We start from the raw sequence: 15726 nt of genomic DNA on the forward strand, positions 1-15726 counted from the left end.
CATGTGATTATATCTGATTCGAAGGGCGATCCTCTTCTTAGCGAATATATTCGTAGTCTTAATTCACTGTCTTGCTCGATTGTCTTTCACTATCTTCCTCTGTCATCAGATAATTTTTGGACTGGCGCTGTTCGTCAATCTTTGATTGACCTTGTAAGTCTTTCTTCGCCTTTTGATTGTTTCTGCATCATGAATAACGATGTTGTGTTAAAGACGCGGGAAACATTCTCTGCTTTATCGCATTACTGTTGTGATTATCAAATTGTTGTCTCCCCTATCAATCTACTTGTGAAGACACAACAAGTTATTTATTCTGGAGCTCGTTCTGTTTTCCCACCCTTTGCGCTTTTTTATCCTCCATTCGTCGGCTCAGACTACTCTGTAATCTCAAACCTTTCAAACGTTCTTCAACCGATGGATGTCTTAGGTTTTCAATGCACTTTTGTGCCCGCTGAGGCTATTTATAGAAATATTTTGCCGGATGATATTAATCTTCCGCATTACCACGCTGATGGTGAATGGTGTCTTCGTCTTCATCGATTTGGTTATCCATCATTTACTTGCCTTTCGGTTTGTGTTGATCATGATAATACTTCGACGGGACCTGGTAATAACTTTTCCACTTCTAGCATGAATCCATATCTTTACTTCAAATTATTATTTGACATACGATCGCCTAGGCATCTGTTGAGTCGTTACAAATTTCACTGTTGTATTCTCCCTTTCTATTTTATTCCATTAGCGATTATCTCCGATTTGCTTAGGTTTTTTCTATCCTACATACTCTTGATTCGTTTTCAGCTTTTCTCTTCTAATGATTAAGTACGACAATCATCAGTCAGAATGGGATCGAGTTCTCAGCGATCCGCATCGCGCTGCGGTCGGTGAGAGTTGGATGCATTCTGATACCCTAGATTCTTTTGCGCACAATCGTCAACGTTCTCCCTTCCTTAAGCTTCTAAACTTTTTCAATTCTCCCAGCCTTCTAACCTTGGGAGATGGTCGTTATGGAAACGATGCTGCTTATTTTTATCATAAGGGTTTTAATGTTCATGCAACCGATATTTCTGATACCTTACTCTCTATTGGGAATTCAAGGGGGTTTATAGGTGATTTTTCCGTGCAAAATGCGGAGTCAATTGGTTTTGCGGACCAGTCTTTTGACTTTATATTTGTCAAGGAAGCTCTTCATCATTGCCCGCGGCCTTTTCTGGCTATATCTGAAATGCTACGTTGTGCAAAGGTTGGTGTTTTCATTTCTGAGCCAAATGATTTGTTTGCTTCCATGTCACCATTTCTCCGAGCCCTCCTATTTTTGTATCGCTGTTTGAAATCTAAGCCTTACCCGCGCCATGCTCATGAGCCTGTTGGCAACTATATGTATTCTATATCGTATCGGGATATAGAAAAAGCTTGTATGGGCTTGCATTATCATCACCTGGCTTTCTATCCGCTTAACACGACATATTCACCAGGATATGAATTTATTCGCATGAGTGATACTTCCTTAAGGTCTAGGTGTATTATTTTTCTTTTCAAGGCAAAGCTCTTCTTTTTGGATTTTCTTGTTCGGTTTCGGTTTATGCCTCCGTTGATTACCTGCGCTTTTATTTTTAAGGTTGAACCTCCTTCTCAATTGGTTATTCAAATGCAACGATATGGCTGGGTCTTCCCACAATTGCCTAAAAACCCTTATATTAACTGAGTCATGTGCGGTATTGCTGGCTTTAGCCTTTTTGAATCTGTAGAGTATCCCTCTTCTGGTTGGTATAATCATTATTTTGCTCGACTGTCTCACCGAGGGCCAGATGGTCACGGTTATTATCAAGATTTTGCGTCCAATATTGGCCTAGTCCACACGCGTCTCTCTATTCTTGACCCTTCGGAAAATGGGCGCCAACCGATGCGCAGTCTAGATAATGACGTTGTTGTTACTTTCAATGGTGAGATTTATAATTTTTCTGCATTAAAGAAAGGCTTGGAAAGTCAGGGTTTCCTGTTCAAAGGATCATCTGATACCGAAGTTCTTCTTGCTTCTTATCTTGCTTGTCGTAATTCATTTGATGGTTCTTTTGATACACAGGCTTTCTCTGATTTCTTGAATCGCCTCAATGGTATTTTCGCTTTTGCGATTTGGGACAAGCGTTTTGATTCTCTTATATTAGCTCGCGACGCTTTTGGAGTCAAGCCTCTTTATTTTCAGGAATCGAGAGATGGTTTCTTTTTTGCTAGTGAGATCAAGTGTCTTGATACAGCGTATAGTGATGTTGATGTTGTTGCGCTTGAGCGTTATCTTACGTTTCTATGGAATCCAGGCCCAAGTACACCTGTTCGTCAGGTCGCTAAACTAGAGCCTGGCAACGCTATGGTCATTTCCCGGGGATTGATTCAAGAATACTTTTCTTGGTATCGGTTGTCATTTTTTAATCCCCTGCTGAATTCAACATCTATTCCTGATAAGGCCGAAGCTATTCACGGTTCTAGATCTTTCCTCCGTCAGGCCGTCCATCGCCAAATGGTCTCTGATGTGCCAGTGGGTGCCTTCCTTTCAGGTGGTCTCGATTCAAGCAGTGTCGTTGCTTTTGCGCAGGAAATTAATTCTGATCTTCAGTGTTTCACGATTAATGTACGAAGCGATTCGAGTGAAGGTTTTTCTGATGACCTTCCTTATGCACAAAAAGTTGCACGTCACCTCGGTGTACCTCTGAACGTCGTTGATGTTGACGCTGCGCGTATGGCACATGGTCTTGAGGATATGGTTTATCAACTCGATGAGCCACTTGCCGACCCTGCTTCTTTAAACGTCTTACTGATCAGTCAGCTTGCTCGTGATCATGGTATAAAAGTCCTCCTATCTGGTGCAGGAGGTGATGATATCTTTACTGGATATCGTCGACACTTCGCCTTGCAATCCGAACGTTATTGGCGTTGGTTGCCACGACCTCTACGGATTCAGTTGCGCAATCTTTCTGCCCGACTACCCGTAACCTATTCCTCGTTTAGACGTCTTCGAAAAGCCTTTTCGGGTGCTCATCTAAATGGTGATCAGCGTCTCGTTCATTATTTTCGCTGGATTGATCGAGCCGATCTTCATGACTTGTTCACCCCTGCTTTCCGCCACGCCTTGGGTTCGACAATTGCTGAAGATCCAATGTTGGCATACTTAGCAGAGCTTCCATCAGAAACAGATCCACTTCATCGTATGTTGGCTCTCGAGCAACGTTTTTTTCTCTCTGATCATAACCTTAATTATACCGACAAAATGTCCATGGCAGCTGGTGTCGAAGTGCGTGTTCCTTTCTTGGATCGTGATTTGGTCGAGTTTTCTTCCCGCATTTCACCTCATTTTAAGCAGCGCGGTGGCCAGAGCAAATGGGTCCTTAAGAAAGCGATGGAACCCATTTTGCCTTATGATGTGATTTATCGTCCCAAAAGCGGTTTTGGTGCACCTTTGCGCTCCTGGTTGCGTTATGAACTCAAGGATTGGTTGTTCGACAATTTATCAACGGATCGATTGCGCCGCCGTGGTTTGTTCGATCCTCAGGCTGTTCACGGTTTAATTTCTTCTAATAGTGAGGGTGATGTTGATGCGAGTTACACCCTCTTGTCTCTTGCCTGCATTGAAGTCTGGTGTCGCCGTTTTATCGACCAACCCGCTCTGAATCTCTCTTCACATTCTTAGGAGTTTGGACCCTCTACAACTGGAGGAATGCCTGGCGGTTGCAGGGAGAGGCAGGGCTGATTCAAAGTCTGTCCCAGGCTCTCTTGCCGGGGCTGTTAACATGGGTTGAGTTCGGCGGAATCGCCTCCTCTATATGCTCGAAAGCGCACCCGCCGCAACCGATCTCGACCTGATCAGCTAATCGAGGTCGACCCCCCTATGCGCGGATGCGGCGCGGGGTTCGGTTTCCAGCCTGGTATCTGCTGCTGGTGGCCGTTTTCGGAATCCTGAGTGGCTGCCAGAGCTTGCGGGATCTGCAGCGCTTTGCCATTCACCACCACGCCGTGCTCACCGAGGCGCCTGGCGTGGAGCTGCGGCTGCCGCCATCGGATTCCTCGTTTCGTTACTTCTTCCACTAGGTGGACGTGGCGGCGCTCTGCGCGGCGATCCGTGACTGGACGATTGCCCAGATCCCAGACGAAGCAGCGGATCTCGATCAGCTGGTCTGTGACGGTTAGACCTTGAGAGGCTCGATTCAGCCCACAGCCGGTGGTGGAACGGCGTTCATTGCCCAGGTCACGCTGTACTCCGCCGCTCTGGGCGTGGCGATCAGCCAGGCTTGCTACGCCACCGGCGAAAGCCACGAGCGGGCGGTGCTGCGCCAACTGCTCGGCGAGCTCGATCTTGAGGGTGTGCTGATCCAGGCGGATGCGCTCCATACCCAGCGACCGTTTTTCGGCAGCTCTAGGAGCAGGGAGCCGACTTCCTCCTGACCGTGTAGCCGAAGGCTTCTCCGAAGGAGTGAGCCATCCAGAAGACGCTGCACCGCCAGATCCGCAGCCAGTTCCAGGGCAAGCGCAGAATCCCTTTCGTGGCAACGGATCACGAGGTTGGCCATGGCCGCGATATCACCTGGACGCTGCGCGCCAAGCAGGCTCTCGAGCACATCAGCGAGGCCTGGATCGGCACCAGCTGGACCGTGGAAGTCACCGAGCCAGCGGCACCCGTGACGGCAAGGCCTTTCACGCCACCCACGTGTTCCTGACGAGCCTGCGCACCACGCCAGAAGCGCTGCTGCAACTGGCGCGACCGCTGGAGCATTGAGGCCTGGCACTGGATCCGTGACAACCAGCTCCATGAGGATGCCCACCGCTACCGGGGCAATGGCGCTGGAGTGATGGCCACCCTGCGCACGGCAGCGATGAACCTGCTGAGGCTGGCTGGCTTCCGCTCGATCCGGACTGGCTTACAGGCAGTGATGCACGACATCACGGCATTGCGTGCAAGGTAGCGCACCCCTCTGAGTGGTGTAACTCAGGTGGTCCTATGACCCTTTCCGGAGGGTGAACAGGTGCAATCAGAAGATGACTGCCCGGGACTGATTGTTCAGCTCCGTTCATCCACTTTGAACCCTGATCGCTGAATGTGCAACTCAACGATCGTGGAGTTCTGTATGGAATCTGCAAGATGCTGATGTGATTCAGTTGATGGCTGCAACCGTCTGATCTGCCGCATCACCATCGGTGAGCTCCAGCGGCTCTTCTGGCTCTGGAATCTTGGCCATGGTGGCCTCAGAGAAGAAGCGACGACGCTCCAGCTGCCATTCCTCCTGTTGCTCCAGATCTTGCGCCAGTGCGTCTGCGGGAAGTGCAGGAAGGCCAGGACGTCGTCTCTGGCAGCCTCCATCACCGGCACAGCGGAGGGGAACTGCTTTCGCAGCATCTCAGTGACCCGCTGCCAGTGGGCGCGGACCTGATCGGGTGCCTGTATCACGAACACCGCTTTCATTGCAGCAGCCACCATGTCCTGACCCGCCTTGGGCACGTGGGAGAGCAGGTTGCGCAGGAAGTGCACCCGGCAGCGCTGCCAGCAGCAGCCCTGGAACATGCGTTTGATCGCCGCGGTCAGCCCCAGGTGGGCATCGGAGATCACCAGGCGGGTGCCATTGAGTCCTCGCTCCTTGAGGCTGCCCAGGAACTGGCGCCAGAAGCCCTCCGCCTCGCTGTCGCCCACGGCGATCCCGAGCACCTCGCGGTAGCCGAGGGCATTGATGCCGATCGCCACCACAACGGCCCGCGACACCACCTGCAGGTTGCGGCCGAGCCGGCCAGGGAGATAGGTGGCATCGAGGTAGACGTACGGAAAACGGGCATGGTCCAGCGGCCGGCCCAGGAAGGCCTTGACCTGCTCGTCCAGGCCAGCGCAGATGCGGCTCACCTCGGATTTGGAGATGCCGCTGGCACCGCCCAGCGCCTCCACCAGAGCGTCGACCTTGCGGGTAGAGATTCCACCGGTGTAGGCCTCCATCACCACGGCGTAGAGGGCCTTGTCGACCCTCCGGCGTGGCTCAAGCCAGTTGGGGAAGACGCTGCCCTGGCGCAGCTTTGGGATGGCGAGGGTGAGGTCGCCCACCTGGGTGGTAAGCACCCGCTCGCGGTAGCCGCTGCGGTGCGTGGCGCGTTCATCAGGCCGGCGCTCGTGCAGCTGCGCACCGATGGCAGCTGAGACCTCGGCCTCCAGCAGATCCTGGAAGCCCCGCCGCACGATCTCCGGGATCAGGTCGCAAGCGGTGGTGCCCTCCATGAGCAGAGCCAGCTCGGAGGCGCCACTATGGGTGAGGGTCATGGTCTGTGTTCGGTTTGGTGGTACTGCTCCGAACAGGGTCACAGACCTGCCCACCCATTGCTACATCACAGACGTGAGTGAGGCGAGCCGTCAGCCCCGGCTACGCCGGGGCTGATGCCCCCGAGTTACACCACTTGCTGGGACGCTGCTGCTGGCAATGGCGCGGCGGCAGCCGGAATCCACTCCTGGCTGAACTTTTAATCAGCCCTGGCCGAGAAGCAGCAGTTCATCGATGACCAGCGTCAAAGAAATGCCGTTGAAGGCAAGATCGCACAAGGAAAGCGGCGCTTTGGACTGGGCCTGATTCGTGATAAGCTCCCTGCAACAAGGGTTTAACCATTGCACTGAATGTTCTGGTGATGAACCTAGAGAAGCTACTGGAGCTTCTTTTTGTCTTTTTTGCGTACTGGCTCCAGCTTCTCTTCGGCAATGAACCAGAGAAGGGTTCACGTTTCGCGTATCTGAGTAATCAGGCGGCCCCCGCATGAACTACAAGGCTCCAGGCTATTCGTGCTCAGATCTTTGATGGGTTGGGCGTGGGTTCACTTTCTCAGGAAGCCCTACTTGGACCTTTGCATGCCTCATTGTCTCAGTCAGATCCGTTGGTGTCACTGCGATCTCGTCTGATTTAGGGGCGTTTTTGGAAAGCCGCGATAGGCTCTATGTGAAACAGCTTCACTGGAGGCAAAATTCCACAAGAGGCCTACGATATAACCGAATCCTGTTCCTTTCGCCCGGCGCTCACCGTGTTAGCTGCTAGAACTGTCCAATAAAAGCCATCAACCTCACTAAGCCTTTTACAACTGTATGATTTATTTCTTTTTTAAGGCAATCTGCGACCGCATCATTGCTTTAATTGCTTTACTCCTTCTTGCTCCGATGCTGCTAGCAGTGGCTCTACTGGTGCTTGTGAATCTGGGATCGCCTGTTTTGTTCCACCAGCAGCGAATCGGTTACCGCGGCAAGGCCTTCTGGTTAGTAAAGTTTCGGTCAATGACTGATGATCGTGATTCATCGGGAGCTCTTTTAGCAGATACCTATCGTCTTAAACCTTTTGGCTGCTGGTTGCGTTCTACCTCACTGGATGAATTGCCAGAGCTTTGGAATGTACTCAAGGGCGAAATGAGTCTGGTGGGGCCTAGGCCACTGCTAATGCGATACCTGCCCTTTTTTAGCGAAAGAGAACTATCTCGATTCAAAGTTCTTCCTGGGATGACTGGGTATGCTCAAGTTCAGGGCAGAAATTTGTGTGGGTGGGATCAGCGTTTGGCAGCAGATGTCAAATATGCAGTTGGTTATAACTTGTGGATTGATTTGCGTATTTTACTGAAAACAGCTTTCGTGGTCACTCGGGGCCATGGCGTCTTAGTAGACCCAAGTCTCTCCATGAAAGATTTGGATACAGAGAGAGCTCATTCTCTTCATGTTAAACAAGTGCCTAGTAGTAAAATAATCAGTGCTGGAAAGCTGATTCAGTCAGAAATTTCAGATGAAATTAAAGATGCGACGATTTTGTCAGCAGTCAACTTCCCTTTTTTTCTTAAACAGGTGCTGCTCAAAGAGTCGAAGTTGATGGGTGTTTTTAGGGGGCAAGAGATGCTTGCCGCTATTTGCTATATTGTACATGATGCATTTTTTCATGTCAATTACTTTGCCGTCTTGCATTCTGAGAGATCAAAAGGTATCGGGAAAAAACTGATCAACTATCTAAAGTTTCTTTCTGGTGGTCTTGCTGTAACCCTGCACGTTGATTCAAGAAACCATGACGCAATACGATTCTATTCTCGCAATGGATTTAGGGAAGTAAGCAGGCAGTCAACTTGCATTTTGAGCGCACATGGGTCTGGCCGTAATTCATTGGAAGATTATATTCAAATAATTAATTCCGAGCAGTATAAAGTTTACGGAATTTCTCATTCAATTATAGACGGAATCAAAGTGGGAATTATTGATGGTAGATTCGTGAATCTGCCTTCTGATGCGCCTCCGCGTGTTTTAGAAAAATGCCTCATGTTACCCGATTATCTTAAAATTAGATGTCCTGTTTCAATATTTAAATCTCTTTTAAATGAAAGGCCTGCTTTTGTGAACGTATGCGCTACATATGATATTATTCTAATGCAATGGACTCCATTTGCGGGCTCGTAATTGTTCCATTAGGGGCTTCTGACATCACTCTGCCTGCGTTAAATTCTTGCTTAAGAGGCTGATGAAAAGCTAGTCAGTTTCGAGAGAATCGAACAATTGCAGTGAGTGTATGCGCGGCCTGCAGGTGTGTACCGGTCCCCCTGGCTGCCCAACACATCTGCGAGACCACTTGTTAGTGAACGGGTCTCACTTGATTAGGGAGACTCTGGAAAACCAGGGCCATTCGCGGGACAATGTCCCTGTGATCGCAGGCCAAGACTGGGTTGATGGGCGGCAAACAGCTCGGCTTCTTGGATTACGAGCTCACCACGGCCAAGAAGCAGACTAAACGGGAGAAGTTTCTCTCTGAGATGGAGGTCGTTGTGCCATGGCAGGCGCTGATCGACTTGATCGAGCCCCACTACCCAAAGACGAGCAAGAAAGGCGGTAGGCCTCCCTATCCGTTGGCCACCATGCTGCGGATCCACCTGTTGCAGCAGTGGTATTCCCTCAGCGATCCGGCCATGGAAGAGGCCCTGATCGAGGTGCCCACCATGCGCCGCTTTGCCGGCATCGAGTTGATCAGCGACCGGATCCCTGATGAGACGACGATCCTGACCTTCCGCCACCTGCTGGAGAAGCACGATCTGGGCCAGCAGATCTTTGAGACGGTCAAAGCCCATCTCAGCACAAGGGGCATGACGATGCGCCAAGGCACGATCGTCGATGCCACCTTGATCGCGGCACCCAGTTCCACCAAGAATAAAGAAGGGAAGCGCGATCCCGAGATGCACCAGACCAAGAAGGGAAACCAGTGGTATTTCGGGATGAAAGTCCATATCGGCGTCGACAAGGACTCCGGCCTGATCCATTCAGTCGTCGCCACAGCCGCCAACGTGCACGACCTCACCCCACGGCTGAGCTGTTGCATGGCGATGAGGAGGTCGTCTACGGCGACGCCGGCTACCAGGGCATCACTAAACGACCTGAAATGGCGGGCCATTCAGCAGTGTTTCGGGTGGCGATGCGACCAGGCAAACGCCGAGCGCTACCTTACACTCCAGAAGGAAGGCTTGAGGATCTGATCGAGGCTGCAAAGGCACACGTCCGCGCCAAGGTTGAGCACCCATTCAGGGTGATCAAACAACAGTTCGGCTTTCAAAAGACCCGACTGCGTGGCCTGGCCAAGAATCGATGCAAGATTAATGTGATGGCCGCACTGACCAATCTGTTTCTCGCTCGTGGCCATCTACTGGCTGCAGCATGAACACAGAACTGGTGTGGCTGTTGGGATGAACAGGGTGCCAAAAAAGAAGGCAAAGAGCCCGTAATCAGCTATCCAGGAGCTGATTCAAGTCTCAATGCAACACAAAGGCCACGTCAGACAACTTTTGGCGGCCCCGCGCCGCTCAAACCGGCGTTGCCCAGAGCTTCCCTAGCGTCAACCTGACGTTGTCTGGATCAATGAACCGCCAGATGACGCAACCGCAGAGCAAGAGTTACTATTTCAACAGGTCGCCTGAAGAGGCGCCGACAGCGACATCTTTCCTGAAATTCACCGCAATCCCACTGACCACTCCATGCCAAGAGCCACAGCAAGCATGCCTGTGACACACTTTGAATCAACCTTGGAGTCTGATCCGCGAGAAGCTTGCTTTTACCCAGGTTGCCACCGAAACACTGAATAAGCTGCTTATGACGCTCCAGAAGCAGCTGGAACAGTATGTTGACCTTTTGCGACCTTTCTACGCTCCCTAGTGATCAATTTGCGCGGTTAAAATGTTCGCACTCTGCCACCGAAGCCTCAGATAGCTGCGGCGTGTTGATTGATTGCTCGACTCCGATTCTATCTTCTCGGTAGTCCCTATTCTCGGTAGTCCCTAAATTTTCAAGTTTCACATGTCTCCTATGCTCTTCCAGCGTTTCAGCTCTTTATTCCTTTTGACCGGTTGCTTGTTGTTCTCCTAAAATGATTACTGAAATTATCTCTGATAAGACTCGATGGAAATATATCCTAAAACAATTAAGATCTTATGATTATTCGCATTCATTTGACTACCATGAGATTAGTAAAAATAATGGCGAGGGTGATCCTTTGCTATTCACCGTCTTTGATGATCGCCATAGAGTGCTGGGTTGTTGGCCAACTCTGAGGCGTAATATACAAAATACAGTCTACCATGATCTTTCTGGCGCGTATGGCTATGGGGGGCCGTTGTTTATGAAAGGGGTTGATTCTAGTCTAATTCTGGAATGCTTGCTTAGTGAGATGAAGAACTATGGCGCTATTTCTTTGTTTTCGAGAATTCATCCGCTTTTTGCAGATTACTTAGATGCTGGATATTATCGAAGCGATCACGACAAAATTGGAGATGTCGTTGTCATTGATATTAGGCCAGGGCAGCCCATCTTGCAGTCTTATCGTGGCTCTCATCGTAGGGAAATTATTAACGCCAGGCAAAAAGGACTGCGGCTTGAAGTTGATTGGCAATGTTCCCGGCTAATGGAATTTATTCGTATCTACGTAAATGCAATGCGTGACCTAGGTGCGCGCGACTACTATTTTTTCAGCGAGAGCTATTTTGAGCAGCTTGTCGCTGTTAATGACTTTAAGCCTTTTATCATTTTCGCGTCTTTTGAGGGAAAGGTGATAGCGGCTTCTATGTTTGTTGTTACGAATAAAATAATGCAGTACTATTTGAGTGGATCTTGTCGTGAGTTTCGGGGTTTGTCTGCTTCCAAGTCGATAATAGCTACAGCGCACGAGCTGGCGGAGAGCATGAACCTCGATCATTTAGTTTTAGGTGGTGGTCTTGGTGGCGCTAGGGACTCGCTTTTCAAGTTTAAGGCTGGCTTCTCGGGTGCGATCAAGCCCTTTTATGTTACTAAAATGGTATTCTCGGAGCGTATCTATTGCGAACTTTGTGAGTCCAAGCAGCATCTTCGCGCCGATAACTGCTTCTTTCCGTTGTATCGGCAATAGATTATTTATTTAATGTTTTATTTTTACCGTACCTCCTGTGAGAGATTCATTTGGTACTGCTTTGCTTCTCTTATTTGGCCCCGCGCCCTTTTCCGAGTAGAAAAATATTGCTGTTCAGCCGCCTGCTTAGAAAGTCGCTAAATATTTTGGCTACATCGGCAAGACTGCCCGATGGCATTATAGTTTTTGCCTTGCCAGTGCAGGTGTTGCCCCCACCTAATTTATCACTTTTGTCCTCATTATATCGTGACCCTCGCCCCCTGGCCCCATTTCGATGCCGATCAGATCGACGCTGCAAGCCAAGTGCTCGCCTCCGGCAAGGTGAACACCTGGACCGGCCAGGAAACCACCGGGTTTGAGCAGGAGTTCGCCCATTGGTGCGGTACCGCCCATGCCATCGCCATGGCTAACGGCTCTCTCGCACTCTCGTCCGCCTATCTTGCGATTGGTCTTGGGGAAGGCGATGAGCTGATCACCACCCCGCGCACGTTCATCGCCACAGCCTCAAGCGCTGTGCTGCTTGGCGGCAAGCCGGTGTTCGCCGATGTGGATGCTGAGTCCGGGGCTATCACAGCCGAAACGATCGCGCCGTTGATCACCCCCCGCACCAAGGCCATTTCCGTGGTGCACCTGGGAGGCTGGCCCGCCGACATGCCCGCGATTCTCGAATTGGCCCAGGCCCATGGAATCGCTGTTATTGAAGACTGCGCTCAGGCCCATGGCGCCAGCATCCACGGTCAGTCCGTCGGCAGCTTCGGTGATTTGGCCGCCTGGAGCTTCTGCCAAGAAAAAATTATTTCCACTGGCGGAGAAGGCGGCATGGTCACTACCAACCGAGCCGATCTCTGGGATTCGATGTGGGCCTTCAAAGACCACGGCAAAACCCACGAGGCGGTTTACGGCTGCGAACACCCCCCCGGCTTTCGCTGGTTGCACAAGCGCTTCGGCTCCAACTTCCGCCTCACCGAACTGCAGAGCGCCATCGGCCGCATCCAGCTCCAGCGCCTACCCGAGTGGACCGCCGCCCGCACCCGCAACACCCTCCTGCTCGCCGATGCACTGGCCGATTGCTCCGCCGTGCGTGTGCCTCTGCCGCCAGAAGGGATCACTCACGCCTGGTACAAGTTCTATGCCTTTGTGAGGCCTGAAGCATTAGCCGATGGCTGGAGTCGCGATCGCATCCTCAGCGAGATCGCATCCCTGGGATACCCCGCCCTCTCTGGCAGTTGCAGTGAGATTTATCTGGAGAAGTGCTTCCAGGAGGCTGGCTTGGTACCTGCGCAGCGGTTGCCTGTGGCCCGTGCGCTGGGGGAGACCAGTTTGATGTTTTTGGTGCACCCCACCATCATCCCCGAGCAGATGGCTGGCTATGCAGAGGCTGTGCGGACGGTGGTGAAGTGCGCTTGCCGGTGAGATCTGAGTCATTGCGCCAGCTCGTTTGGTTGTCTCCGCTCGCCCGCCGGCTGCTGCTGATCGGCATCGACGCCCTGCTGCTGCCATTGGCGGTGTGGCTCAGCTTTTGGCTGCGGCTGGCCCATCCGCTCCATCCCAGCTTTCAGGCTGCCGGGTTGTGGTTGCTGCCGGCGGTGCTGCTGGTGGGCCTGCCTCTGTATGCCCTCACCGGGCAATACAAGGGCCTCACGCGCTACGTCGGTAGCCGCGCTCTTTACCGGCTCGCTGGTCGCAATGGACTGTTGGTGCTGCTGTTGGCGGGCCTTGGCGTGATCTTGCGTCTGCCGATGCCGCCTCGCAGCAGCTGGATCCTGCTCTGGTTGCTGCTCACCGGGTTCACCGGAGCAGTGCGTTTTGCCTTGCGAGATCTGCTCCTGTCCCTCCGCTCGGTGAGCCAGAAGCAGATGGTGCGTGTGGCGATCTACGGCGCCGGTGAGGCCGGTGCCCAGCTCGCCGCGGCTCTGCGCCTGGCCGGCAACCATCAGATCGTGTCCTTTCTCGATGATGCACCGTCGCTTTGGCAGCGCTCGATCAACGGCATTCCGATCCAGCCGCCCCAGGTGCTGAGTGAGATCCAGGAGCAGCTCGATCAGGTGTTGCTGGCGATTCCCTCGCTGCCCCGCAGTGAACGCCGCCGCATCGTGGCTGAGTTGCAACGCCAGGCGATCCCGGTGTTGCAGATCCCCTCGGTGGACGACCTCACCTCCGGCCGGGCCCGCATTGATGCGCTCCGCCCGGTCGCCATTGAAGACCTGCTCGGCCGTGATACCGTGCCGCCCGTGCCGGAGCTGCTCGGTCCTTGCCTGCGTGATGCGGTGGTGTGCGTCACCGGCGCCGGTGGCTCGATCGGTTCGGAGCTCTGCCGCCAGATCCTGCAGCTGTTTCCCAAAACGCTGATCCTGCTCGAGAGCAGTGAACCGACGCTCTATGCCGTGGAGCAGGAGCTGCGCCAGCAACTGCCTGCATCAGTGGCCCTGCTGCCGGTGCTCGGTAGCGCCGCCGATCCGGCGCTGGTGCAACGGCTGTTTGCCGGCCATGGCGTGCAGACCGTGTTCCATGCCGCCGCCTACAAACACGTACCCCTGGTGGAAGCGAATCCGCTGGCTGGCCTCGCCAACAACGTGGGCTCCACCCGGGTGGTGTGTCAGGCCGCGATTGCCGCGGGCGTCAGTGAACTGGTGCTGATCTCCACCGATAAGGCCGTGCGTCCCACCAATGTGATGGGCGCCAGCAAGCGCCTGGCGGAGCTCGTGGTGCAGGCGTCAACATTGGAGCTCTTGCAGAGTGCCAAGGGCTCTGGCCATCCCCGCACCCGACTGGCGATGGTGCGCTTTGGCAATGTGCTGGGTTCGTCGGGTTCGGTGGTGCCCCTGTTCCGTAAACAGATCGCCGCTGGCGGGCCGATCACCCTCACCCACCCGGAGATCATCCGCTACTTCATGACAATCCCGGAAGCGGCCCAGCTGGTGCTCCAGGCCGCCACCCTCGCCAAAGGCGGTGATTTATTTCTGCTCGACATGGGTGAACCGGTGCGCATCAAAGACCTGGCCGAGCAGATGGTGCGCCTCAGTGGCCTTTCGCTGCGCGATGCCCAGAACCCCAATGGTGAGATCACCATCACCTGCACCGGCCTGCGCCCCGGCGAGAAGCTCTACGAAGAGCTGCTGATCGACGCCGAATCCGAACCTACCCAGCACCCCCTAATCTTCCGCGCCCAGGAACGAGCGCTGCCGCCAGAGGTGCTTTGGCCTCGTCTCGATGTGCTCGACGCCGTCATCGCAGCCCAGGATGTGGAGGCTGCCCTTGCTCTCCTGGCGGAGCTGGTGCCGGAGTGGCAGCGGGGGGATGGGGCAAAGACAGCCGAGAGCTGATTTTTTGGGGTTAAACGATGCGTCTATGGGCATCAAGGCCAGCGCTTCTCCGTCTCCATGGGGTGATCTGCTGCCAACGCGGCTTTGAGGCCGCGGCTGTGTTGGCTGTGGCGATCAAGCCGGAGGCCTTGTGAGAGCCGCTGGGGAACTTGTCATTGGAGGAATACGGCGGGCTTGTCGATAGGGCTCACCCATGAAGCCAACGCGGCTTTCAGGCTGCGGCGGTGTGACTCGAGAGCGATGGTCAGGACCCTTGACGACCCGGTGTTACTCAGTCACACTAAGTTTTGCTTGTGCGTGTTGTTCTAGTGGTCATCAAGAGTTCTGTGTCTCTCCGCGAGGATCAGCATGCGTTTGCCAAGGCCCTGGTGGGCGCCGGTCGCTTCCCTTCGGTGAGTGCTGTGCTGCAGCAAGGGCTTGAGCTCCTGCAACAGCAGGAGGCGGATGCTCAAGCCGATCGAGCCGCTTTGCAGGTCTTGCTGCAGCAGCGCGCTCGTGGGGAATTTATCTCTGCCGATCAACTGCGTGCCAAGTTGGCGGCGCAGCCCCGATGAGCGAGGCTCCGTGGACGGTTGTCTTCGCTGCAGAGGCCATCAACGATCTGTTGCTGATCACTGAGTACCTCGCTCAGGCCTACTGCAGCTTTGGGGAATCACCGGCCGAGGCTGATCGTCACGCACAGGCGCGCATCGAGGTGATCATTGCTGCCGCTGAACGGTTGGCCACCGCTCCTTGGCGCGGAGAATCGCACGATGATCTGATGCCTGGCCTTCGACATCTGGCTCTCGATCGCGCGGTCTATTGGTTTCGGCCACGCGCGCAGCATCGCGAGATCCAGGTGCTTGCTGTGTTCTTCGGTGGCCAAGATCACCAGCGCAGCATGTTGGTTCGCCTGCTGCAAAAGAGTTCCGAGGTCTGAGCCTGCCTTGTTCACTGGCTACGCCAAGGCTGTGCGGTCGGGGCCCTCGTGGGTAGGGTTTGGTTCTTCGGCATCCAGTGCTGGATCA

Annotated in this window: 13 protein-coding genes and 1 pseudogene; 13 read left to right on the forward strand and 1 reads right to left on the reverse strand. The window is 53.4% G+C overall.

The annotated features are described in order from the left end of the window. Nucleotides 1–814 precede the first annotated feature (814 nt). The 5 genes from H0O21_RS04825 (at nucleotide 815) to H0O21_RS13355 (ending at nucleotide 4706) form a co-directional block, all read left to right on the forward strand. Nucleotides 815–1705 carry a class I SAM-dependent methyltransferase gene (locus H0O21_RS04825; protein WP_185190597.1) on the forward strand — a complete coding sequence of 297 codons (891 nt, stop codon included), beginning with the start codon at nucleotides 815–817 and terminating at the stop codon, nucleotides 1703–1705. 3 nt (nucleotides 1706–1708) lie between these two features. Next, nucleotides 1709–3682 carry an asparagine synthase (glutamine-hydrolyzing) gene (asnB, locus tag H0O21_RS04830; RefSeq protein ID WP_185190598.1) on the forward strand — a complete coding sequence of 658 codons (1974 nt, stop codon included), beginning with the start codon at nucleotides 1709–1711 and terminating at the stop codon, nucleotides 3680–3682. A gap of 206 nt (nucleotides 3683–3888) precedes the next feature. Then, a complete protein-coding gene (locus tag H0O21_RS04835; RefSeq protein WP_185190599.1) occupies nucleotides 3889–4080 on the forward strand; it encodes a transposase family protein in 192 nt (63 codons plus the stop codon). A 102-nt stretch (nucleotides 4081–4182) separates the two neighbouring features. After that, entirely contained in the window at nucleotides 4183–4434 is a 252-nt protein-coding gene (locus tag H0O21_RS04840) for a hypothetical protein (RefSeq protein ID WP_185190600.1), read from the forward strand. 98 nt (nucleotides 4435–4532) lie between these two features. Further along, entirely contained in the window at nucleotides 4533–4706 is a 174-nt protein-coding gene (locus H0O21_RS13355) for a hypothetical protein (protein ID WP_255441135.1), read from the forward strand. 341 nt (nucleotides 4707–5047) lie between these two features. On the opposite strand, the gene H0O21_RS04850 is transcribed toward H0O21_RS13355, so the two are convergent. Beyond that, a complete protein-coding gene (locus tag H0O21_RS04850) occupies nucleotides 5048–6286 on the reverse strand; it encodes an IS256 family transposase (protein ID WP_370523084.1) in 1239 nt (412 codons plus the stop codon). A 210-nt stretch (nucleotides 6287–6496) separates the two neighbouring features. On the opposite strand from H0O21_RS04850, the pseudogene H0O21_RS04855 reads away from it, so the two are divergent. The 8 genes and pseudogenes from H0O21_RS04855 to H0O21_RS04890 all read left to right on the forward strand — a co-directional run. After that, nucleotides 6497–6708 (forward strand): annotated as a pseudogene (locus H0O21_RS04855) (transposase); the annotation flags it as partial. 385 nt (nucleotides 6709–7093) lie between these two features. Continuing rightward, on the forward strand, nucleotides 7094–8434 hold the full coding sequence (locus tag H0O21_RS04860; RefSeq protein ID WP_185190601.1) for a GNAT family N-acetyltransferase: 1341 nt from the start codon (nucleotides 7094–7096) through the stop codon (nucleotides 8432–8434). A 266-nt stretch (nucleotides 8435–8700) separates the two neighbouring features. Beyond that, nucleotides 8701–9680, forward strand: a protein-coding gene (locus H0O21_RS04865) for an IS5 family transposase (protein WP_255441136.1) whose coding sequence is annotated in 2 segments (ribosomal slippage) — nucleotides 8701–9325 and nucleotides 9325–9680 — 981 coding nt in all. Because the reading frame shifts where the segments join, the coding sequence is not laid out codon by codon here. A 702-nt stretch (nucleotides 9681–10382) separates the two neighbouring features. Next, nucleotides 10383–11396: a GNAT family N-acetyltransferase gene (locus H0O21_RS04870; RefSeq protein WP_185190602.1), complete on the forward strand. Its 1014-nt coding sequence runs from the start codon at nucleotides 10383–10385 to the stop codon at nucleotides 11394–11396. Nucleotides 11397–11642: 246 nt separating this feature from the next. After that, entirely contained in the window at nucleotides 11643–12809 is a 1167-nt protein-coding gene (locus tag H0O21_RS04875) for a DegT/DnrJ/EryC1/StrS aminotransferase family protein (RefSeq protein ID WP_185190603.1), read from the forward strand. Nucleotides 12810–12820: 11 nt separating this feature from the next. Further along, complete coding sequence (locus H0O21_RS04880) at nucleotides 12821–14719, forward strand: nucleoside-diphosphate sugar epimerase/dehydratase (protein ID WP_255441137.1); 1899 nt, start codon at nucleotides 12821–12823, stop codon at nucleotides 14717–14719. A 326-nt stretch (nucleotides 14720–15045) separates the two neighbouring features. Continuing rightward, the gene (locus H0O21_RS04885) at nucleotides 15046–15273 is read left to right on the forward strand and encodes a type II toxin-antitoxin system ParD family antitoxin (RefSeq protein WP_255441138.1); all 228 of its coding nucleotides are present in this window, start codon (nucleotides 15046–15048) and stop codon (nucleotides 15271–15273) included. Further along, nucleotides 15270–15638, forward strand: a complete 369-nt coding sequence (locus tag H0O21_RS04890) for a type II toxin-antitoxin system RelE/ParE family toxin (RefSeq protein WP_185190606.1) — start codon at nucleotides 15270–15272, stop codon at nucleotides 15636–15638. The genes H0O21_RS04885 and H0O21_RS04890 overlap by 4 nt, the downstream gene beginning before the upstream one ends. Nucleotides 15639–15726 lie beyond the last annotated feature (88 nt).

The sequence above is a fragment of the Synechococcus sp. HK01-R genome, from assembly GCF_014217855.1.
GTDB lineage: Bacteria > Cyanobacteriota > Cyanobacteriia > PCC-6307 > Cyanobiaceae > Synechococcus_C.